17 protein-coding genes and 1 pseudogene are annotated in these 19,741 nt (G+C 69.5%); 12 read left to right on the top strand and 6 right to left on the bottom strand.

Annotation, left to right across the window (positions count from 1 at the left end; genetic code table 11):
• The first annotated feature begins 44 nt into the window (after positions 1 to 44).
• Positions 45 to 1,364, top strand: coding sequence for an amidohydrolase (locus DAT35_RS40775; protein WP_108074707.1), 1,320 nt, complete (start codon positions 45 to 47; stop codon positions 1,362 to 1,364).
• A 9-nt stretch (positions 1,365 to 1,373) separates the two neighbouring features.
• Here the strand turns inward: DAT35_RS40775 and DAT35_RS40770 are convergent, their stop codons facing one another.
• The 3 genes from DAT35_RS40770 to DAT35_RS40760 all read right to left on the bottom strand — a co-directional run bounded on the left by DAT35_RS40770 (position 1,374) and on the right by DAT35_RS40760 (position 3,194).
• Positions 1,374 to 2,246 carry a pirin family protein gene (locus DAT35_RS40770; protein WP_108074706.1) on the bottom strand — a complete coding sequence of 291 codons (873 nt, stop codon included), beginning with the start codon at positions 2,244 to 2,246 and terminating at the stop codon, positions 1,374 to 1,376.
• The gene (locus DAT35_RS40765; protein WP_108074705.1) at positions 2,243 to 2,650 is read right to left on the bottom strand and encodes a DoxX family protein; all 408 of its coding nucleotides are present in this window, start codon (positions 2,648 to 2,650) and stop codon (positions 2,243 to 2,245) included. Before DAT35_RS40765 ends, DAT35_RS40770 begins: the two co-directional genes overlap by 4 nt.
• An 88-nt stretch (positions 2,651 to 2,738) precedes the next feature.
• Positions 2,739 to 3,194, bottom strand: a complete 456-nt coding sequence (locus DAT35_RS40760) for a MarR family winged helix-turn-helix transcriptional regulator (protein WP_108074704.1) — start codon at positions 3,192 to 3,194, stop codon at positions 2,739 to 2,741.
• Between the two features lie 335 nt (positions 3,195 to 3,529).
• Between DAT35_RS40760 and DAT35_RS40755 the strand changes: the two genes are divergently transcribed.
• The 6 genes and pseudogenes from DAT35_RS40755 (at position 3,530) to DAT35_RS40730 (ending at position 9,241) form a co-directional block, all read left to right on the top strand.
• Positions 3,530 to 4,549 carry a hypothetical protein gene (locus tag DAT35_RS40755; RefSeq protein WP_108074703.1) on the top strand — a complete coding sequence of 340 codons (1,020 nt, stop codon included), beginning with the start codon at positions 3,530 to 3,532 and terminating at the stop codon, positions 4,547 to 4,549.
• 149 nt (positions 4,550 to 4,698) lie between these two features.
• The gene (locus DAT35_RS40750; RefSeq protein ID WP_108074702.1) at positions 4,699 to 5,367 is read left to right on the top strand and encodes a M12 family metallopeptidase; all 669 of its coding nucleotides are present in this window, start codon (positions 4,699 to 4,701) and stop codon (positions 5,365 to 5,367) included.
• 130 nt (positions 5,368 to 5,497) lie between these two features.
• Positions 5,498 to 6,169: pseudogene (locus tag DAT35_RS40745) on the top strand (NADPH-dependent F420 reductase); the annotation flags it as partial.
• A 119-nt stretch (positions 6,170 to 6,288) separates the two neighbouring features.
• Positions 6,289 to 7,434 (top strand): anhydro-N-acetylmuramic acid kinase, encoded by a 1,146-nt coding sequence (locus DAT35_RS40740; protein ID WP_108074700.1) that lies wholly within the window; start codon positions 6,289 to 6,291, stop codon positions 7,432 to 7,434.
• Positions 7,431 to 8,588, top strand: coding sequence for an ATP/GTP-binding protein (locus DAT35_RS40735; RefSeq protein WP_108074699.1), 1,158 nt, complete (start codon positions 7,431 to 7,433; stop codon positions 8,586 to 8,588). Before DAT35_RS40740 ends, DAT35_RS40735 begins: the two co-directional genes overlap by 4 nt.
• 41 nt (positions 8,589 to 8,629) lie before the next feature.
• On the top strand, positions 8,630 to 9,241 hold the full coding sequence (locus DAT35_RS40730; protein ID WP_108074698.1) for a hypothetical protein: 612 nt from the start codon (positions 8,630 to 8,632) through the stop codon (positions 9,239 to 9,241).
• A gap of 3 nt (positions 9,242 to 9,244) precedes the next feature.
• Here DAT35_RS40730 and DAT35_RS40725 read toward each other — a convergent pair whose 3' ends face one another.
• Positions 9,245 to 10,327 carry a DUF4388 domain-containing protein gene (locus tag DAT35_RS40725; protein WP_108074697.1) on the bottom strand — a complete coding sequence of 361 codons (1,083 nt, stop codon included), beginning with the start codon at positions 10,325 to 10,327 and terminating at the stop codon, positions 9,245 to 9,247.
• Between the two features lie 35 nt (positions 10,328 to 10,362).
• On the opposite strand from DAT35_RS40725, the gene DAT35_RS40720 reads away from it, so the two are divergent.
• The 3 genes from DAT35_RS40720 (at position 10,363) to DAT35_RS40710 (ending at position 12,836) form a co-directional block, all read left to right on the top strand.
• On the top strand, positions 10,363 to 11,298 hold the full coding sequence (locus DAT35_RS40720) for a metalloenzyme (RefSeq protein WP_108074696.1): 936 nt from the start codon (positions 10,363 to 10,365) through the stop codon (positions 11,296 to 11,298).
• 8 nt (positions 11,299 to 11,306) lie between these two features.
• Entirely contained in the window at positions 11,307 to 12,176 is an 870-nt protein-coding gene (locus DAT35_RS40715) for a hypothetical protein (RefSeq protein ID WP_108074695.1), read from the top strand.
• A 144-nt stretch (positions 12,177 to 12,320) separates the two neighbouring features.
• Positions 12,321 to 12,836: a GbsR/MarR family transcriptional regulator gene (locus tag DAT35_RS40710; protein WP_108074694.1), complete on the top strand. Its 516-nt coding sequence runs from the start codon at positions 12,321 to 12,323 to the stop codon at positions 12,834 to 12,836.
• A 12-nt stretch (positions 12,837 to 12,848) separates the two neighbouring features.
• Here DAT35_RS40710 and DAT35_RS40705 read toward each other — a convergent pair whose 3' ends face one another.
• Both DAT35_RS40705 and DAT35_RS40700 read right to left on the bottom strand, forming a co-directional pair.
• Positions 12,849 to 15,134: a TonB-dependent receptor domain-containing protein gene (locus DAT35_RS40705; RefSeq protein WP_108074693.1), complete on the bottom strand. Its 2,286-nt coding sequence runs from the start codon at positions 15,132 to 15,134 to the stop codon at positions 12,849 to 12,851.
• A gap of 107 nt (positions 15,135 to 15,241) precedes the next feature.
• Positions 15,242 to 16,681 (bottom strand): hypothetical protein, encoded by a 1,440-nt coding sequence (locus DAT35_RS40700; protein WP_108074692.1) that lies wholly within the window; start codon positions 16,679 to 16,681, stop codon positions 15,242 to 15,244.
• 180 nt (positions 16,682 to 16,861) lie between these two features.
• Here DAT35_RS40700 and DAT35_RS40695 point away from each other — a divergent pair, with 180 nt between their 5' ends.
• Both DAT35_RS40695 and DAT35_RS40690 read left to right on the top strand, forming a co-directional pair.
• Entirely contained in the window at positions 16,862 to 18,082 is a 1,221-nt protein-coding gene (locus tag DAT35_RS40695; protein ID WP_199243143.1) for an imelysin family protein, read from the top strand.
• The gene (locus DAT35_RS40690; RefSeq protein ID WP_108074690.1) at positions 18,075 to 19,613 is read left to right on the top strand and encodes an HTTM domain-containing protein; all 1,539 of its coding nucleotides are present in this window, start codon (positions 18,075 to 18,077) and stop codon (positions 19,611 to 19,613) included. The genes DAT35_RS40695 and DAT35_RS40690 overlap by 8 nt, the downstream gene beginning before the upstream one ends.
• Positions 19,614 to 19,741 lie beyond the last annotated feature (128 nt).

Below are 19,741 nucleotides of genomic sequence, written 5' to 3'. Positions count from 1 at the left end.
CCGTGCTGTAGTCCGGCCCCTCGTTCCGGACCGGAGACACCACGGTGACATCGCTCCCACGCCTCGCACTCGTCCTCGCCGCGCTCGCCTGGCCCGCAGGGGCCGCTCAGGCCGCGAAGGCCCCCTCCCCCGCCCTCGCGGGACTCGACGCGCTCTACCCCGAGCTCGAGGCCCTCTACCGCGATCTGCACCAGAACCCCGAGCTCTCCCAGCAGGAGGAGAAGACCGCGGCGAAGCTCGCCGAGCGTCTGCGCAAGCTCGGCTTCGAGGTGACCCAGAACGTCGGCGGCCATGGCGTGGTGGCCCTCCTGCGCAATGGCAAGGGCCCCACGGTGATGCTGCGCACCGACCTGGATGCGCTCCCGGTGGAGGAGAAGACGGGGCTGCCCTACGCCAGCCACGTGACGGCCCAGGACGACACCGGCCAGAGCGTGCCCGTGATGCATGCCTGCGGACATGACGTCCACATGACGGCCTGGCTCGGCACCGCCACGCTCCTGGCCCGCTCGAAGGACCGCTGGCGCGGCACCCTCATGCTGGTGGGCCAGCCCGCCGAGGAGAAGGGCAGCGGCGCGCGGAAGATGCTCGAGGACGGCCTCTTCAAGCGCTTCCCCAAGCCCGACTTCGCCCTCGCCATCCACAACAGCGCCACCGCGGTGGCCGGCAGCATCGAGTACGTGTCCGGCTACGCCCTGGCGAACGTGGACTCCGTCGACATCACCCTCTATGGCAAGGGCGGACATGGCGCCTACCCGCACACCACGGTGGACCCCATCGTCCTCGCGGCCCGCACCGTCCTCTCGCTGCAGACCATCGTGAGCCGCGAGAAGTCCCCGCTCGAGCCCGCCGTGGTGACGGTGGGCTCCATCCACGGAGGCACCAAGCACAACATCATCCCCGACGAGGTGAAGCTCCAGCTCACCGTGCGCACCTACAAGCCCGAGGTCCGCAAGCAGATCCTCGCCGCCATCGAGCGCATGGTGAACGCCGAGGCCACCGCCGCCGGCGCGCCCCGCAAGCCCGACATGGTCATCTCCGAGGGCACTCCCGCCACCTACAACGATCCGGAGTTGACGAAGCGGCTGATCAGCGCCGTCACCCGGGTGCTCGGCGCGGAGAACGTCCGCGAGGCCCAGCCCGTCATGGGCGGCGAGGACTTCTCCGAGTACGGCCTCGCGGGAGTCCCCGCGGTGATGCTCTGGGTGGGCACCGTCGAGCCCAAGCGGCACGCGGAGGCCAGGGCGGTGGGCCAGACGCTCCCCTCCCTGCACTCCGCGCTGTTCGCCCCGGACACCGAGCGGACCCTGCGCACCGGCATCACCACGCTCACCACCTCCGCCCTGGAGCTGATGGGCAAGCCGTAGCCCCCGCCCTCAGGGCTGGATGCGGCCCATGCGGCCGCTCTGGTAGTCCTCGAACGCCTGGAGGATCTCCGTCTGGGTGTTCATCACGAAGGGCCCATAGCGCACCATGGGCTCGCGCAGAGGCACTCCCGACAGGAGCAGGACCTGGAGGGGCTCGCTTCCCGTGTTCGTCATCACCACCGACTCCGCGTCGTTGGCGAACAGCACCGCCTGCCCGTCCGCCGCGTGCCTGCCCTCCGGGTCGAACGTCCCCTCGCCTCCGAAGACATAGGCGAAGGCGTTGTGGTCCCGGGGCACCGGCTGCTCGATGTGGCCTCCCGGCTCGAGCGTGAAGTGCAGGTACTGGATGGGCGTGCGCGTGTCGATGACCGCGCGTGCCCCCAGTGACTCGCCCGCGATGACCTTCACCCGCACCTTGCCGTCCGGCGACGAGGCCACCGGGATGCGCGCGGCGGGGACCTCCTGGTAGCGCGGCGACATCATCTTGTCGCGCCGGGGCAGGTTGACCCACACCTGGAAGCCGTGCATGCGCCCCCCCTTGCGGGCGAACTCACGCGCCGGCATCTCCGAGTGCACCACGCCCGCCCCCGCCGTCATCCACTGCACGTCCCCCGGGCCGAGCTCGCCCGCGTTCCCCGCCGAGTCCCGGTGCTCGTGCCGGCCCTCCAGGATGTAGCTGACCGTCTCGAAGCCCCGATGCGGATGATCCGGCGCGCCCTTCCCCTCTCCCGGCGGCAGCTCCACCGGCCCCATCTCGTCCAGCAGCAGGAACGGATCGAACTGCATGAAGCCCGGAATGGGGAAGGGCCTGCGAACCAGGAAGCCCTCACCCTCGAGTGTCTGGACTGCATCCACCACCTTGACGACAGAACGCGTGCTCATACCCGTGCCCCCTGCTCGCTCCCACCGCGAGCGAAGAATCGATTGAATGGCGCCAGCGCCTCGTGCCGGCGCGCGAACCCGACCACCACCGCGAGCACCAGGAAGACCAGCGGAGCGCCCACGTGCGAGGCCTCCCCCGCCTTCAGGTGCGTCAGCACCGCCCCCACCATGGTGCCGACATACAGGCCCGCCCCCAGCGTCGCCGTGCGCGGCACGAGCAGCAGCAATGCCGCCACCACCTCGGTGGCTCCCGTCACGTACATGAACCACAGCGGGTAGCCCCACCGGGCGAAGCTCTCCGGGTGCGGCGCGGCCCCCGCCAGCTTGGAGCCACCCGCTCCCAGGAACGCGAACGCGAGCAGCACCGTGAGGACCCACAGACCGACCTTCTTCGCCTTGGACATGAACGCCTCCGATTTCTTCGAACCCTAATGGTTCGTACTGGAATTAAATGCGCGAGGGGAAATTTCGTTGCGGGGGGCAGCGGACGGCTCAGCTTCCGGACAGCGAGAGCCCCAGCTTCTTGCAGAGCGCGCCCAGTTGTTCCTGCTCCTCGGCGGACAGGGCCCCCAGCAGCGCCGCGACGTGGGCGGCATGGGCCGGGAACACCTTCTCGATGACACGCCGCCCCTCGGGGGTGAGGCTCACCACCACCACCCGGCGGTCCTCCGGGCTGCGCTCGCGCTGAATCCACTTCGAGCGCTCCAGGTTGTCGAGCACCGCCGTCATGTTGGGGTTGCTGCGCAGCAGCTTGCGACCCAGCTCGCTCTGGCTCATCGGGCCCAGGTGCAGCAGGGACTCCAGCACCCCGAGCTGGGGCGGGGTGATCTCCAGGCTGGCCAGGTGCCGCTGCAGATGGCTCCCCAACGTCTCCACCGCCCGGGTCAGCTTGATGAACGTGTCGAGCGCCCGCGTCTCCCGCGCGCTGCCCTTGTAGTGCGTCGGCATCCTTCAGCCCCGAAAGGTTCGGCCCGTGAAACTTCCAGCCCGAAAGGTTCAGAATGAAAATAAAGCGGCGGCAGCGCGGGCGCAAGGGGGGAGCGGCTGGAGGCCCGGGGAGCGAGCATCTTCCCGGCAATCACAGCTCAATCCCATATCAACCCGGCCGGAGCGGCAGGGGCGCCCCCTCCGGCGGTTCCGGCCGTGGCGCTCAGCCGCTGGCCCTCTGGCGCCCGCCCGCCCGGCTGGCCCGCGACCAAAGACTCACCCGCGTTGTCCGAGGGACATTTCCCCCCGCACCTCCTGGACGATGTCTGAGAATGCGAGGTAGCCTCCACTTCGCGATGCGTGCAGCGCTTCTCGCCTTGATGATTCTCCTCCCGGCCCTGGCCTCCGCCACGGACGTGCAGGGAACGCTTACCCACAACACCGTCTGGACGAGCAGTGGCAGCCCCTATGTCCTCAAGGGCGATGTCACCGTGGCCTGGGGCGTGAGGCTCACCCTCGAGCCCGGCGTCCAGGTCATCGCCTCCTCCACCGATGCGCTCAAGTCCGGCGTCGACGCCGAACGCGTGGAGCTGATCGTGGATGGGACGCTGGTGGTGCGCGGCACCCCGGAACAACCCGTCACGCTCTCCTCCCAAGGGGGTGACGGCTCCTGGTACGGCATCCGGGTCCGTGGCGGACGGGGCACCCTCATCGACCACGCCGTCATCACCCAGGCGCACCAGGGCATCGCCCTGGGCATGAGCGCGGCGGTGATGAACACCTCGGTGAGTGCCGCGGAGAAGGACTGCCTCCGCGTGAGCTGGGGCTCCGCCACCCTGGAGCGCAATGATCTGAGCGGGTGCGGAAGGCGCGAGCCGGAAGTCCGTGACGAGGCGGTCGCCCGTGACGAGTCTCGCGTCCGTAGCCCGTACAACTCCAAGCCGGCCGGACAGGGCATGGGTCAGGACACGGCTCCCGCCCCCACCCGTCCGTCCGAGCAGGCCGGGATGCCCATCGCCACCCTCCGCCCCGCAGGCGATGCCGTCGAGGTCCTCAAGCGAAAGCCCTCGAGCGGGGCTACCCCTCCCGGAGCGTCACGCGCGGAGGGAGCTCGCTCCGAGAGGCCCACGCCGGGCGTCCCGGCACCACCCCGCCCCCCCGGGTCGAAGACAGCGAACCCAGCCGGGGGAACTCCCTCCCACCTGGAGTGCACCCACGAGCCGCAGGTGCTCGAGCCCCCGGAGTGCCCCGGCATCCGGCGATGGCGCCAGAACCAGGAACAGCTCGGGGATGCCTCTGGGCGGGTCTGGGAACGCGGTCCCGAGCCACCCGTGCCACGACAACTGGAGCGAGTGCCTCGGACGGCCCCCGGCTGACCCTGGGCCTCGCCCACCGACATCCACAGCCCATCCCCTCGCCTGCCGGGTAACCGGCCTCGGGTGAACGCACGGGTACGTCCATCACATCCCGCCTGGACGGCCATCCCCCTGTTGCGTCTTCCACCCAGGCAACGAAGGGGCCGCGTATGTCGAAGAAGAACGTCCTTCCGCTCTCCCTCTCCGCGTTGGGCCTGGTCCTGTCCTCGGCGGCGCTCGCGGCCCCCGTTCGCGAGGGCCACGTCCGGGATGCCGCGTCCGGCCAGTTCCAGCAGGTGCGGTACATCGATGATCGAGGGCTGGCCATCCTCGAGGACGGCGAGGACGACATCTTCCTCGGTCCGACCCGGTTGATGGAGAAGGCCGAGGAACGGGTCCAGGCACGGACGACGCGCGCCCTGTCTTCCGAGGCCTCGAGCCTGGAGGGCATGGGCATCCTCACCATCCGCCAGCGATGGCCCGAGGGCGTCATCCCCTACAGCCTCTCGCCAGACCTTCCCCACCCGGAGCGCGTCACCGCCGCCCTCCAACAGTGGCAGCAGCGCACGAACATCCGCTTCGTCCAACGCACCGATGACAACGCCTCGCGCTACCCCCATTACGTGCTCTTCACGCGAGGGGAGACGCTCGGCTCCTACGTGGGGATGGCCGGTGGTGAGCAGCCCGTCACGTTGACCGATGACTGCGATGCCGGCGACGTGCTCCACCAGGTCGGTCACGTCATCGGCCTCGGGCACGAGCAGGAGCGCGTCGCGGACGGGGGACGCCTGAACGGTGGAGCCATCACGGCGGTCTCCATGCTCTACCCCCGCTCTTGAACACCCCCTGCCTCCGGGCACACGAGGGCTGCTCCCGCCCCCAGGTCCCCCGGGCCTCGCGCTTGCCTCACACGCCCACGCTGCGCATCCGTGAACAGGACACGGGAAGCATCCCCGTGCACCGAGAGCCCAGGAGGCGAACATGCGCATCGGCATCATCGGAGCAGGTCATATCGGCAGCACCGCCGCCCGGCTCTTCACCCGCGCGGGGCATGAGGTGGCCCTCAGCAACTCGCGCGGGCCGGACTCACTGGCCTCGCTCGTCCGGGAGCTCGGCCCCCGCGCCCGCGCCGCGACGGTGGACGACGCCGCGCGCTTCGGCGAGCTGGTGCTGCTGGCCATCCCCTGGCGCACACCCGAGGGGCTCCCCTCTCCCGAGCTCGTGACCGGGAAGATTGTCATCGACGCGATGAATCCCTACGGGGAGAACTTCGAGATCATCAACCTCGGGGACTCCACCTCCAGCGAGGAGGTGGCGAAGCGGCTCCCCCGGGCGCGGCTGGTGAAGGCGTTCAACACGATGTTGTGGACCCGCCTGCGTGACGAGGGCCGGCCGAACGCACCGTTGGAGGAACGGCTCGCCCTCCTCGTCGCTGGTGACGACGTGGACGCCAAGCGCGTGGTGTCGGGTCTCATCGAGCAGATCGGCTTCGCGCCCGTGGACACCGGCTCGCTGCGGGAAGGCGGACGGCGGCAACAACCCGGGTCGCCGGTGTACGGCCAGCCCCTCACCCGCGCTCAGGCCCTCGAGCTGACGAGCGCGTCCCGCTACGAGCCCGAGCCACCTGGAGCCACGGCGTAGGCAGCCCAGCGCCCCTCCAGGCGAGCCCATCCTCCACATGACGTCGCAAATGGGGGATTCTCGTCGTTCCATCCCGGGCGTCCCGGCATCCGTGGGACCCGGGCCTTACACTTGTGCTCATGGACCCGAGCACCCCTCCTCCGAATTCGCGCCTGTGTGTCGGGCTGCTGTCTGGCACCAGCGTGGACGCGGTGGAGGCGGTGCTCTGCCGCATCGAGGGCACCGGCCCCGAGGTCCGCATCACCCTGCTGGCCCACGTCTCCCAGCCCTTCACCCCCGAGTTCACCCGGCGGGTGCTCGCCGCCGACGACGCCCGCTCTCTCTGCGAGCTCAACTTCGCCCTGGGCGAGCGCTTCGCCGAGGCCGCGCTCGCGGTCATCTCCCGCGCGGGCCACCGCCCCGAGGACGTGGACATCATCGGCTCGCACGGCCAGACGGTGGCCCACCTCCCCTCGAGCCTGTCCGAGACCCCCTCCACGCTGCAGCTCGGCGAGGCCTCCGTCATCGCCGAGCGCACCGGCATCTCCGTGGTGAGTGATTTCCGCACCCGGGACGTGGCGGCCGGAGGCCAGGGGGCGCCCCTGGTGCCCTACCTGGACTGGGCCCTGTTCCGGAAGCCAGGAGTGGCCCGGGCACTGCAGAACATCGGCGGCATCGGCAACGTGAGCGTGGTGAGCGATCGGCTCGAGGACACGGTCGCCTTCGATACCGGGCCGGGCAACATGGTGCTGGACGGACTGGCCCGGCGCGTCACCGGCGGCCGGCTCCAGTGCGACCTGGACGGGAGCCTCTCGCGCCAGGGCCGGGTCATGCCGGACCTGCTGGAGGAATTGCTCGCCCACCCCTTCCTGGCCCTCCCCCCGCCGCGCAGCGCTGGCCGCGAGGGCTTCGGGGACGCGCTGGTGACGCGGCTGTGGGAGCGCCACGGGGCCTCGCGCCCCCATGACTTGCTGGCCACGGCGGTGGCCTTCACGGTGGAGGCCACGGCCCGGGCCTACGAGCGGTGGCTCCAGCCGCGCTTCGCCCTGGAGGCGGTGTATGTCTCCGGCGGCGGCATCCGGAACCCGGTGCTGATGGAGCGCCTGACGGAGCGGCTTTCCCCCCTGCCTGTCCGCCCCCTGGACGTGCTGGGACTGCCGGAAGGGGCCAAGGAAGCCGTGTGCTTCGCCCTCCTGGCCAACGAGTATCTCTCGGGGACCCCCGCGAATGTGCCATCTGCAACTGGCGCGAGGAGGCGAGTCGTTCTAGGTAAGCTGACACCGTGAGCAGCGTGAACCTGGTGGCCCGCGAAGTGGCGGTGAAGATCGTCTTCTACGGACCGGGCCTGTCCGGCAAGACGACGACCCTGAGGAAGGTCTACGAGACCGTGCGCCCGGCGCACCGGGGCGAGATGATGTCCATCGCCACCGAAGGAGACCGGACGCTCTTCTTCGACTTCCTGCCCGTGAAGGTCGAGCGGGTGAACGACTGCACCGTGCGGCTGGCGCTGTACACGGTGCCCGGACAGGTCTTCTACAACGCCACGCGCAAGCTGGTGCTCCAGGGCGCCGACGGCGTGGTGTTCGTGGCGGACTCGCAGCCGGAGATGATGGACGCCAACCGCGAGTCGCTGGCCAACCTGGAGGAGAACCTGCTCGAGCAGGGCGTCCGGCTGGAGCGCTTCCCGCTGGTGTTCCAGTGGAACAAGCGCGACATCCCCAAGGCCCTGCCCGTGACGGAGCTGCGCACGGCGCTCAACCCGCGCAACGTCCCCGACTTCGAGACCGAGGCCCTGAGCGGCCGCGGCGTGATGGACGCGCTCAAGGCCATCACCCGGCTGGTCATCCAGGACCTGCGTGCCAAGCGCATCGTCCCCCCGCCTCGCGCGGCCACCCCGGCCATGCCTTCGCTGGGCGCCGCCAAGGGCGCGGGAAGCGGATTGGAGGCCCAGCTCAGCCAGCTCGCGGGAAAGGCGCCCACGGCCACGGCTCCCGCCTCGGCCAGCGCCGGGTTGCAGCGCCCGGCGGGCCCCATCTCCCGGAGCATGCCGGCCGTCGTCCCCCAGCCGCAGGTCCAGGTGGCGCCGCCCATCGCGCCCCCTGCGCTCACCGGACAGCGGCCCCTGGGGCCCGCCAGCGCGCTGGCCCCCTCGGAACTGTTCGACCACGCACGGGCCGCGGAAGGCGCGTTCGCCGCCGGAGATTATGGGACGTGCATCCAGGCCTGCCTCGATGCCACCCGGCGCGGGCTCGCGTTCGCGGGCGAGGCGCCGCTGGGTGCCCAGGCCCACCTGCTCCACGTGGACGGAGGAGACGTGCTCAAGCTCCAGTCCCTCGCGGCCCGCTCCAGCAACCGCGTGGACGACGCGGCGTTCGCGCTCTACGTCCTGATGCAGATCTTCACCCGGCTCCACGCGGCCGGGCTGCCCACGACGGAGTAGCGCTGCTCGAAACCGAGGTCGGAGCAGATTGAGGAGGGCACATGAAGCGTCGTGCGTTCGCGGTCATGATGCTTCTCGGGCTCGGTTGCGCACCGCCCTTCCGGCATCCGGTGGCCGTGGAGGACGACCGGTCCATCGTCTTCCCCCAGTTCTTCGAGCGTGCCCCCGTCGAAGTCGGCGCACCCGGCCAGCCCTTCCAACTGGATGGAGTCACACTCAGGGCCATTGCCATCGCGGCCAATGACTTCCTGCCTCCTGGGAGAGCCGATGCACCGTGTGTCGACCGGCAGGAGGCGCATGTCTATCGGGTCATCCGGCAAGGCGAGATCCTCTTCGTTCGAATCGATGAAAACCCCGGCTACTGCGGCCAGAAGCACGCCGGGCTCGACTCGGGCGCGAAGTACGCGATCAGCACGGACGGTCGGATCCTGAGACGGGTGCTGGATGGGATGGAGGAATACACGGGCTCGCCGGATGGAAGCACACCGGTGCCGGGTGAGCCGGGCGTGTCGCCCTCGTTCGATCCCGAACACATCCAACCCCTGCCCTTCATGCATCCCAGCCCAGGGGACGGAGGGACAACCGGAGTTCCTCCCTCCCCGCAGCCCCAGGCCCCCACGACAGACGGTGGGACTCCGCCCTCGACGGAGTAGCACTCAGCGCATCTGCAACAGGCCCATGCGCACCAGCTTGGCCAGGGTCTTCAGCGTCTCCAGCTCGCGCGCCGAGCTGGCCAGGACGAGCGTCGACACGTCCCATGAGCCGTTGACGAGTCCCACCACCTGCCGCTCCTCGGGCTTGAGCAACGATTGGGCATCCGGATCCGGCCTCAGCACCGGCACCGCCAGCGGCGGCAGCTCTCCGTAGAGCGCCGCCATGTGCTCGCTGTGCACCATCCGCGCGAACTCGCGCACCCGCCGATCCGTCGGGTCGCTCGTCAGCAGGGACGAGCACACCAGCTCCGCCGCCTCATACTGCCCCTCGCGTACCAGCACCGCGCCCTTCTCCAGCATGTCCGTCACCGGATCCACCACCACCTCCGGCGCCCCCTCCACCTCCACCTGCTTCGCCCGCAGCAGCTCGAAGACCCGGCGCGTGATGGACGAGCGCGACAGCCCCAGCGACAGCCGCAACCGCCCCAGGTTCTGTCCACCCGCGCACAGCGCCAGCAGGATGCGGTGCATCAACGGCTGACGCGGGCTCGGCTGGACGCGCGCCCGCACCGTCAGCGCATCTCCCGGCAGCACCCGGTCCACGTCCGGCTGCTCATCCACCCACCGCAGCGACTCGAAGAGCAGCTCCCGCAGGCTCATCTCGCAGGGGGCCCACTCCTCACCCGAGCGGTCCAGATCCTCCGTCCAGTGGAAGGCGCCATGGCCTCCCCGCGTCTGGTCCACCATGGAGCCGAACATCTCCTCGCGCACCAGGTCGCGCACCAGCTTCTGCTCCACCTTGCGGTTCCGAAAGGCGGACTCCACGTCCTCGCCCCCCGGCGGCAGCTCCTTGAGGGCCGCCAGCACCGCCGCGCCATCCGCCAGCTTCGCCAGCGACAGCACCCGGGCCACGCGCCCCCAGAGCCCCTCGTTGGCGACCGCCAGCACCTGCCCCGAGAGCAGGAAGAGCTTGCGCTCACCTCCCTCCCAGGAAAGGAGCTGGAGCGTCCCCGTCTTGCGGGAGCTATCCAACCACTGGAGCAATTCGGGCAGCGGGAAGCTGGAAAAGTCGCCGTGGAGGGCCATGGGTCTCTCTTGCAACGAGGATACAGTCGACCGCCATGCGCGTCGCGGTCCTCTTCATCGATGGTGTTGGCATTGGACGAAACGACCCGGAGGCGAATCCACTCGCTGGCCGTGAATACCTCCTGTCCCACTTCCAGGACGCGCCCGCCCGCCCGCTCCCCGAGGGAGGCCGGTGCTTCCCGGTGGACCCCACCTTCGGCGTCGCCGGGCGCCCGCAATCCGCCTCCAACCAGACCGCCATCCTCACCGGCCAGCCCGCCCCCGCCCTCATCGGCCGGCACGTGCTCGGCTACCCGGACGCGCCCCTGCGGGAGCTCCTCGCGCGCCACTCCATCATCAAGCGCCTGGTGGGCGCCGGCCGCAGCGCCACCTTCGCCAACAGCTACCCCGTGGCCTACCTGGACGCGCTGAAGCTCCACCGCCGCCCCTCCGCCAGCGCCCCCGAGTTCACCCTGCCCCCGGCCGCCCTGCGGCGCCTGAAGCCCTCGGCCACCACGCTGGCGTTCGCCGCCGGCCACGTCCCCCTGCGCACACTGGACGACGCCCGGGCCGGCCAGGGCCTCACCCATGACATCACCGGGGAGAAGGCACGAGCCCGGAGCCTCTCCGCCCCCCAGCGCACCCCGGCCGAGGCCGCCCGGGTCTTCTGGCAGGTGGCCTCGGAGGCGGACTTCACCTTCTTCGAGCACTACCTGGCGGACGAGGCCGGACATGCCCAGGACTTCACCGCCGCCCGCGACGCCCTGGAGACCTTCGACGCCTTCGCCCGGGCCGTCATCGCCACCCGGCCGGCCGACGCCCGGGTCCTCGTCTGCAGCGACCATGGAAACGTGGAAGATCTGACTACACGTTCACACACCCTCAATCCCGTCCCCGTGCTCTACTTCGGTCCGCCAGCAGCCGGACTGGAGTCGCTGGCCACCGTGGCGGACGTGGGCCGCACGGTGCTGCACTGGTTGAACGTGGAATGAGGGTGGAGATGCGCAACGGCAGTGGGCTGGGAGGAGCGGGACTCGTGGCAGTGGGAGTGCTGGCGCTCCTGGCGGGGTGCGCCGCGCCCCGGCAGTCCGCCGCACCCGCGGCCGCGCTCGAGGCGTCCATGGAGAGTGCCTCCGGCCTGTTCCGCACCGAGTACGCCCCGGGCAATGCGCAGGACGCCGCCCTCGTCCAGAAGGCCGCGGACGAGGCCCTGCCCAAGCTGGAGCGCTGGGGCAAGCTGCAAGTGCCCGTCACCCTCAAGGTGGTGCCCGACCACGAGGCGCTCGAGGACGCCGTCCGGCAGCATGGGTTCGGCTGGCTGCGCGCCTGGAGCCGCTACGACGAGGTGTTCGTCCAGGCCCCCTCTTCGTGGGGGCCGGGCGGGGCCACCCAGCCGCAAATCAACGAGCTGCTGCTCCACGAGCTCACCCACAGCCTGATGTACCAACTGTCGTCGGATCGGCTCGGCTGGCAGCGCAAACAGATTCCCCTGTGGTTCCGCGAGGGCATGGCCTCGTTCACCGCGGACCAGTCCTACCGGTGGGTGTCCCTGGAGGAGATCGCCCGCCACCTGGAGCGCACCCCCGGGAGCGATCCGGTACAAAAACCGGATGGCCTGTACCGGGACGACTCGAACCTGGTGTACGGGGTGGCGCACTACGCCTTCACCTTCCTGGTGCGGCGCTACGGAGAGGACGCCGTGCGCGGCATCCTGCGCGAGATGAAGGGCGGAAAGGACTTCCCGGAGGCCTTCGAGAGCGCCATCGGGCTGAGCGCGGACGCCTTCTCGCGCGACTTCACGCGCTACGTGCGGTGGCGCGGGTTCCGCAGCGGGCGGGCACTGCCGCAGGCCAACGAGCCCCGGAACTGAGGGCACCCGGGCCTCCGTCCCCTCGGGAGCGGCCCCGGTTCGTTCAGAAATCTCCGAATGATATCCAGCCCAGATTGAATGTCATTCGATTCATCCCGAATATGATTCGATGATTCCCGAATGTGATTCAGCGGGAGCTGGACAATGAGCGTGCGCACCCTGCCCCAGGTGAGGGAGTCCCTGGGCGGGTTCATCCAGCAGCTCGGCGTGCCGCCCATCGCGGGGCGCATCGTGGCGTGGCTGGCGCTGTCGGAGTCCGGCTGTGACTCGCTGGACGCGATGGCCGAGGGGCTCGGTGCCAGCAAGGCCTCGGTGAGCAGCATGGCCCGGCTGCTCGCGGAGCGCGGTTTCGTGGAGCGGGTCCCCGTGTTGAATCGGCGCGACAGCTACCGGCTCCGGGCGGACGCCTGGGAGAATATTCTGCGCACCCGCCTGGCCGAGCTCGCCAGCGTGAAGGGACTGGTCGAGGAGGCCCTCTGGCTGCTCGGCGAGGACGAGCACCCCGCCCGCGCCCGACTACAATCCCTCCGAGAGCTCAGTGAGTCGTGCGCCGTGCTCGAGCGCGATCTGTCCTCGCTGCTCACCCGCCTGCGCAGGTCCGGGGCCGCCCCCCGTGCCCGCCCCAAACCCACGCCCCGGAGCTCGCCGCCCCGGGACTGAAGGGCGCCGGAATCAGAGCGAGATCTTGAACCCGACGATGACGGTCCGGGGAGCGTTCGGCCTGGCGCCATAGGGGCGGCGCGAAGCAATGCCCTGCTGGTCGAGCAGGTTGCGCGCACTCAGGTAGAGCTGGCCCCAGCTCGTGAGGTTCCAGTTCGCGTTCGCGTCGAATGTCAGCAGGGCATCCGTCCTCTCGCCCTCGGGAATCTCCCCCTGGCCCGCCTTCTCCCGCATGGTGTCGATGAAGGCGGCGTTCAGGTAGACGCCCCAACGAGAGCCCTCCACCCCCGCGGAAGCGAAGAGCTGATGCCGGGGCACATAGGGAAGCTCATCCCCGGCGCGCACCTGGCCGAACTGAGGGTCCGCCGAGCGGAAGTCCTCGAGCAGCAGCGTCTGGGTGAAGGTGTAGGCCAGGGAGAGCGGAAACGTCACGCCGCCCCCTGGACGGAAGGTCTTCTCCGCGAAGGCCTCCAGGCCGTAGATGTGGGCCGCACCGGCATCGACCTGTCGGTCCAGATTGTCGTTCAGACAGCCGTTGGAGAAGGTGCAGATGTCCGTGAGGTTCGAGTAGTCGTTGAAGAAGCCCACCACCTCGACGCGCTCGCCGCGGCGCGCCCACCGGGCACCGGCCTCGTAGTTGATGCTCTTCTCGGGGAGTACCGCCTCGGGCTGGCCCGGCGCGGGAGGCGAGAAGCCGCGATACACCCCACCGAAGAGACCCAGGTCCCGGGTCAGGGAGCCATGGACACCCACCCCAGGCATGAGCACCTCCACCGCACCGCGCTGGGTCTTCCCGGTCATCCGATCCACGGACTGGGAGCGGATGAGCTCCAGCCGGACTCCGGGCGTCACCACCAGGGGCCCCCAGGCGATCGCATCGGTCGCGTGCAGCGAGACGGCGTGCGTCGAGTCCTTGTTGTCGGCGGTGGTGACGGTCGGCTCGCCTTCCGGGACGAGCTCGCCCCCCACCATGCGGAAGCCGTCCTCCGTGTGGCGGCGATCGATGCTGTCGTAGTGGTAGCGCACCCCGACCTCGAGGCTGTGCGCCAGCGGGCCGGTGGTGGTGCTCCACCGCGCCACGCTCTGGAGGCCCTGCGAGACGAAGACGCGATGGTTGGGGCCGATCATGATCGTCTCCTCGCGCGTCGAGGAGTCGAGCTGCCCCGTCAGCACACCGTAATAGATGGAGTTGCGGGCGCTGGTCGGATCCGCGAGCACCTCGGAGATGGACGCTCCGCGGAAGCCATTCACCTTCCGCCAGGTCCGGTCCAGGTCGTGGCGATAGGCGGTCGTCGTCACCGCGAAGTCCTTGGACTCGAGCAGGTGGCTGAGAACAATCTGCGTGCGGTGCCACTGCATGTGGTCGAAACGGCTCGCGCCGTAGCGGCGCAGCGGGTTCGCGAGGAGATCCGCGTCACTCAGCCCCAGGTACGTCTCGTTCGAGGCCTCGTCGGAGTAGCCGAGCTTGAGCTGGAGGCTCTGGCGCACCGGGCCCTCGGGGACGAGCCGGTAGCGGGCCTTCGCCATCCACTCGTTGCGGTGGAAGCCCGTGCTGCCCCCACTGTCGAGCTGCTTGAAGCCGTCACTGCGCAGGTGGAGACCCTCCACCAGGAAGCCCGCGCGCTCGGTGCTCGCTCCGAAGAAGCCGTGGGCCTTGCCATACAGGTACTGGCCACCCGCCACATCCAGGCCGAAGGTCTCGGCGGAGGGGATGTCCCGGGTGATGAGATCCACCGAGCCCCCCACGGTCTGGGGGCCGGTCTGGATGGCGGAGGGCCCCTTGAGGACGCGCACGGACTGCATGCGGGTCATCAACGGGAAATAGTAGGCCGCCGGCGCTGAGTAGGGCGCCGGGCCGAAGAGCACACCATCCTCCAGGAGGGTGACCTTCTTGCTGCGATCGGGATTGGCCCCTCGCAGCCCCAGGTTCGGCCTCAGCCCGAACCCGTCCTCCCCGCGCCCGTAGACACCGGGGACGCTCTGCAGGATGGCCTGCGGATCATCCAGTTCGAAACGCTGGAGCTTCTCCGGCTTGAGGACGTGGATGGAGCCACTCGTCCTCGCCTCCGAGGTCCCGACCACCACGCTCTCGAACTTCCGCTGCTCCTCTGGCGAGGGGACCGCCTCGTCCGCTGCCGGCGCGGGAGGAGTCTCGGGCAGCGTGAGGGTCTCTGGAGCCGTGGGCGGAGGAGCCTCCGTGACACCAGGGGCTTCGTTCGCCGGCTCCGCCTGCTGAGCCACCGCCCCTGGCGCGACGACGAAGCACAACACCGCGACCCACCATGTCCGTGCACACATAAAGAACCACGACTCCTGGATGAACGCGCTGGGTGCGAAGTGACCGGGACCGGTGAAGGACGCGTCTCCCCTCACCGGCCCCGAAGTGTGTCCACTACCGATTCCGACTACGGGGCCTCGGCGACGCCCGCCAGCACCACCTTGCCATCGGACTGCACGATGACGGCGCGAGCCGTCTCATCCGTCTTGCCCACGGCGACGTTCACCGTGACGACGCCCCCCGTACCAAACGAGGTGTCCCGCGAGCCGTTCGCGTTGAAGCGCACCACGGCCATGCGGTTGTCCCCGTCCTCGGTGATGAAGCCCGCCGCGTAGAGCTTCCCCGACGCATCGAACGTGACGGACCAGAAGCGATCATTGGCCGTCTCGGACAGGGGTACGGCCTGCGCGAACTCCGAGCCGCCCTCGCCCCACTCCTTGATGAGCAGGATGGCGTCGTCATCCTCATTCGCACCGGCCCGGTAGCCCGCCGCGGCGACCCGCTTGCCATCCGGCGAGACCGCAGTCTTGAAGAACGCCTCATCCGGACGGCCGAAGTCGTAGAGCTTGTAACCATCCGGACCCAGGCTCGTGCTCGGCTTGCCATCGGACTCGAGCAACACCGCCAGGGCGTCGATGCTCGACGCCGACGGGGTGCCGCTGCCCACCATGAACACGCGGTTGTCCGGCAGCACGGCCAGATCGCGGCCGCGCTCATTCTCACCCACCAGGTCCAGCTGGAAGACGCCCCCGTTGCCCCAGGAGGTGTCGAGCCTGCCATTGGCGTCGTAGCGGAAGGAGACGAGATCCGTCGCGCCCGAGGCTCCGGGGCGGCCATAGCCCGTGGTGACGTACTTGCCGGACTGGTTGCCCACGGCATAGGCCTCGGCGTAGCCCCACTCCATGGTGCTCGGGTCCGCGGGCTGGAAGGGCGCCGAGTTCACCACCCCCTTGCTGCCGAACGTCGTGTCCGCCTGGCCGTTCTCGTTCAGCCGCAACAGCACGATGCGGTTGGAGGCCTGCGTCCCCACGCCCGACGGCTGGGGCGTATAGCCCGAGGCGAGGATCTTCCCATCCGGCTGGACGATGCCGTGGCGCGCCTGATCATTCAGGTTGACGATGTCGAGGGTGTGGACCCCCTTGGTGCCGAACGTCTCATCCAGCGCTCCGTTCGCGGTGAGCCGCACGACGACCCGGTCGGCATCGGCACGATTCCCATCGGCCTTCTTGGAGCCGAACAGGACGAGACGGTTCGACGCGTCGCGCTCCATCCCCCACAGCGAGTCCCGCACAGTGCCGGCACCGGTCCCCAGGTTCACCCGCGCGATGCCGCTGGTCCCAAAGGTGGTGTCCAGGCTGCCGTCCGTGTTGAGCCGCACCAGCGCCAGATCCGTGTCCGTCTGGGCGGTCCCCGCATCCGGGATGCCCGTCCCCGAATCGGCCGTCGTGTCCGGCTCACCGGTGTCCGGCTCGTCTCCGCAGCCGCCCATGTAGGTCAGTGCAACCGCCAGGACCAGCACGCTCGACAGCGTGGCCCGGAAGCTCCGGTGGTTCGTATCGCTCCGCATGTAGTCAACCCCTCGATGGCTCGATGTGGAAATTGATAATGATTATCGATTTCACGATAGGCGGGCGCTTGGTAGGCCAACATTCGAGCGATGTCAAGGCACCCGCCCGGAATCCAAGAAAACGAGATGGACTTTGCTAATAGTTGTCATTTTCAAAATCAGTTGGTAGGTGCGGGGCGCATGAGCCTCTCGAGACTCCGCCCGAACGCTGCTCGTCTCATGGGGACGAGTGCACTCGTCCTCGCCGCCCTCACGTGCCTTCCGGCCTGCCGCGAGGGAACACGAAAGCCCGAGGCGCCCGGAAAGGCGGATACGGCCCGGACGCAGCTGCTGGGCGCGGCGGGGTCGTGTGTGCTGACGACGGCGCGTGACTTCCTCGCCACGGCGGTGGAGCTGAAGCAGGCGACGGCGGCCCTCGCGGCGGAGCCGGATGCCAGCAAGAGGGCGGCGGCGCGAGCGGCGTTCCACCGGGCCATGGACGTGTGGCAGGTGGCCGAGGTCATGCAAGTGGGTCCGGCGGCCCCGAGGAGCCTCCCCGGCGGCGCGGAGCTGCGCGACAACATCTACTCCTGGCCCCTGGTGAGCCGCTGCGTCATCGAGGAGCAGATCGTCTCCCGGGGTTACGAGGCCTCGGGCTTTCCCACCTCCCTCGTGAGCCGCCGAGGGCTGTTCGCCCTCGAGTACCTGCTGTTCTACGAAGGCGCGGACACCGCCTGCCCCGCGAGCTCCCCCGTGGTGTCGGGGGGGAGGTGGGCGGCCCTGTCGGCCGAGGAGCGGGAGGCGCGCAAGCGGGCCTATGCCGCGGTGGTGGCCGCCGACGTGCACCGCCTCGCGGCGCAGCTCGTCGAGGCGTGGGGGGCGGAGAAGGGAGGCTTCGTGCGCACGCTCGAGACGGCGGGTCCGGGCAACGCGGTGTACTCGACGGGGCAGAAGGGGTTGAACGCCTTGAGTGACGCGCTCTTCTACATCGAGCGGGACGTGAAGGACCTGAAGCTGGCGCGGCCGCTCGGCCTCCGGGACTGCTCGGCGGACACCTGTCCGGAGCTTCTCGAGTCGCCCTTCGCGGGCCGTTCGAAAGCGAACGTGCGCGCCAACCTGGTGGGCTTCCGGCGCCTCGCAGAAGGATGTGGCGCGAACTACGAGGGGACGGGGTTCGACGATGTGCTCGTGGCGGCGGGGGCCGAGCCCCTGGCGGTCAGGCTGCGCGAGCGGCTCTCCGAGGCCCAGGCGGCCCTCGAGGCGGTGGACGAAGCGGATCTCCGCGAGGCGCTTGCCCAGGACAAGCCGTCGGTGCGGGCGCTCTATGACGCGGTCAAGGGCGTGACCGATCTGCTCAAGACCGAGCTGGTCACGGTGTTGGACCTCGAGGCGCCGCAGAACCTCGAGGGAGACAATGACTGAGGTGGAGCGGGGCGAGCGGCCCTCGCGTCTGTGGAGCTGGCTGGGCGCGCCGCGGGACATCGCGGCGCTGGTGGTCTTCCGGGTGGCGCTCGGGTCGCTGATCACCGTGTCGGCGGCGCGCTTTCTCGCCTACGGCTGGGTCGATGAGTTGTTCGTGCGGCCCCGGTTCCATTTCACCTACTGGGGCTTCGGGTGGGTGCCCGCGCTGCCCGCGCCGTGGATGCACGCCGTCTTCGTGGCGCTCGGCGTCCTGGGCCTGTGCGTGGCGGTGGGGCTCTTCTACCGGCAGGCAGTCGCCCTGCTCTTCGTCACGTTCACCTACGTCCAGCTCGTGGACGTGACCAACTACCTCAACCACTACTACCTGGTGAGCCTGTTGCTCGGGCTGCTGTGTTTCGTGCCGGCACACCGGGCCTTTTCCGTGGACGCATGGAGGAACCCGGCGCTGCGCCGCGACTGGCTGCCGGCGTGGTGCACATACCTGCTGCGCTTCCAGGTGGCCGTGGTCTACGTGTTCGCCGGACTGGCGAAGCTCACCTCCGACTGGTTGCTCCACGCACAGCCCCTCAACATCTGGCTGTCGGCGCGGGCGAGCCTCCCGCTCGTGGGCCCGCTGCTGGAGGAGCGCTGGGTGGCGTATGCCGCGGCCTGGGGAGGCTTCCTCTTCGACACCACCATCGTGCTTTTCCTCCTCTCGCGGCGACTCCGCCCGTTCGCCTACGCGGTGGTGCTGGGGTTCCACGCGGCCACCTCGGCGCTGTTCCCCATCGGGATGTTCCCCGTCATCATGGTCACTGCGGCGCTGGTCTTCTTCGAGCCCTCCTGGCCCCGGTGGTTCGGCGAGCGTCTGGGAACGCGCTGTGCGGGCAGGGCCCCACGCGAGGAGCCCCCCGGGATGTCCGCCTCCTCCAGGGGCCTGACCGCGCCCGGATGGAAGGCCCGGGTGGGCCTGGGCGCGGCGGTGGTGTATGGGCTCGTCCAGCTCCTGCTCCCGCTCAGGAGCCACCTCTACGGCGGCAACGTCCTGTGGCATGAGCAGGGGATGCGCTTCTCGTGGCGGGTCATGGCGCGGGAGAAGAACGGCAGCGTGACCTTCATGGTCCGGGATGTGCGCACCGGAAGGGAGTGGCACGTGCCTCCCAGCCAATATCTCACCCGCCTGCAGGAGCGGGAGATGTCGGTGCAGCCGGACCTCATCCTGCAGCTCGCCCATCACATCGCTCGCGACTTCGAGGCACGGAGGAAGGAACCGGTCCAGGTCCGGGCCGATGCGCGTGTGTCATGGAACGGACGGCCCGCGGAGGTCTTCGTGGACCCCGAGGTAGACCTCGCACGTGAAGTGGAGGAGCTCGCACCGAAGCCGTGGATCCGCCCCGCTCCCGTCTCGCCGCCCGTGCACCTGCGTCCTACCCGGGCCACGGCGGGCGGCATCGGGTCATGGACACGAAAGTGGCGGGCCCCAGCCGTAGCTCTGGAGACCCGCCACCCCTCTTCTTCAGCTGCGCTCAGTCAGGCGCGTAGCGCCCCCTGAACTAAGTAGGTAGGCAAAAGTTCCTTTACATTAAGGAATGGAGCCAGAAGTGGAGGGAGAGGACTCCCGCCTTGCGCAGCGCCTGCTGCGCAGAGAGGCCCAGGACCCAGTCTTCGGCGTCCTGGGCC

Source organism: Vitiosangium sp. GDMCC 1.1324, assembly GCF_003044305.1.
Taxonomy (GTDB): Bacteria; Myxococcota; Myxococcia; order Myxococcales; family Myxococcaceae; genus Archangium.
The sequence above is the reverse complement of the archived record's forward strand: the minus strand, read 5'-3'. Positions and strand labels throughout refer to the sequence as shown.

Coding starts and splice junctions, on each gene's coding strand:
- DAT35_RS40695 (WP_199243143.1), top strand. CDS start 16,862: ATGAGCCTCTCGAGACTCCGCCCGAACGCTGCTCGTCTCATGGGGACG.
- DAT35_RS40750 (WP_108074702.1), top strand. CDS start 4,699: ATGTCGAAGAAGAACGTCCTTCCGCTCTCCCTCTCCGCGTTGGGCCTG.
- DAT35_RS40690 (WP_108074690.1), top strand. CDS start 18,075: ATGACTGAGGTGGAGCGGGGCGAGCGGCCCTCGCGTCTGTGGAGCTGG.
- DAT35_RS40765 (WP_108074705.1), bottom strand. CDS start 2,650: ATGTCCAAGGCGAAGAAGGTCGGTCTGTGGGTCCTCACGGTGCTGCTC.
- DAT35_RS40760 (WP_108074704.1), bottom strand. CDS start 3,194: ATGCCGACGCACTACAAGGGCAGCGCGCGGGAGACGCGGGCGCTCGAC.
- DAT35_RS40715 (WP_108074695.1), top strand. CDS start 11,307: ATGCGCAACGGCAGTGGGCTGGGAGGAGCGGGACTCGTGGCAGTGGGA.
- DAT35_RS40710 (WP_108074694.1), top strand. CDS start 12,321: ATGAGCGTGCGCACCCTGCCCCAGGTGAGGGAGTCCCTGGGCGGGTTC.
- DAT35_RS40770 (WP_108074706.1), bottom strand. CDS start 2,246: ATGAGCACGCGTTCTGTCGTCAAGGTGGTGGATGCAGTCCAGACACTC.
- DAT35_RS40720 (WP_108074696.1), top strand. CDS start 10,363: ATGCGCGTCGCGGTCCTCTTCATCGATGGTGTTGGCATTGGACGAAAC.
- DAT35_RS40740 (WP_108074700.1), top strand. CDS start 6,289: ATGGACCCGAGCACCCCTCCTCCGAATTCGCGCCTGTGTGTCGGGCTG.
- DAT35_RS40705 (WP_108074693.1), bottom strand. CDS start 15,134: ATGTGTGCACGGACATGGTGGGTCGCGGTGTTGTGCTTCGTCGTCGCG.
- DAT35_RS40700 (WP_108074692.1), bottom strand. CDS start 16,681: ATGCGGAGCGATACGAACCACCGGAGCTTCCGGGCCACGCTGTCGAGC.
- DAT35_RS40755 (WP_108074703.1), top strand. CDS start 3,530: ATGCGTGCAGCGCTTCTCGCCTTGATGATTCTCCTCCCGGCCCTGGCC.
- DAT35_RS40730 (WP_108074698.1), top strand. CDS start 8,630: ATGAAGCGTCGTGCGTTCGCGGTCATGATGCTTCTCGGGCTCGGTTGC.
- DAT35_RS40725 (WP_108074697.1), bottom strand. CDS start 10,327: ATGGCCCTCCACGGCGACTTTTCCAGCTTCCCGCTGCCCGAATTGCTC.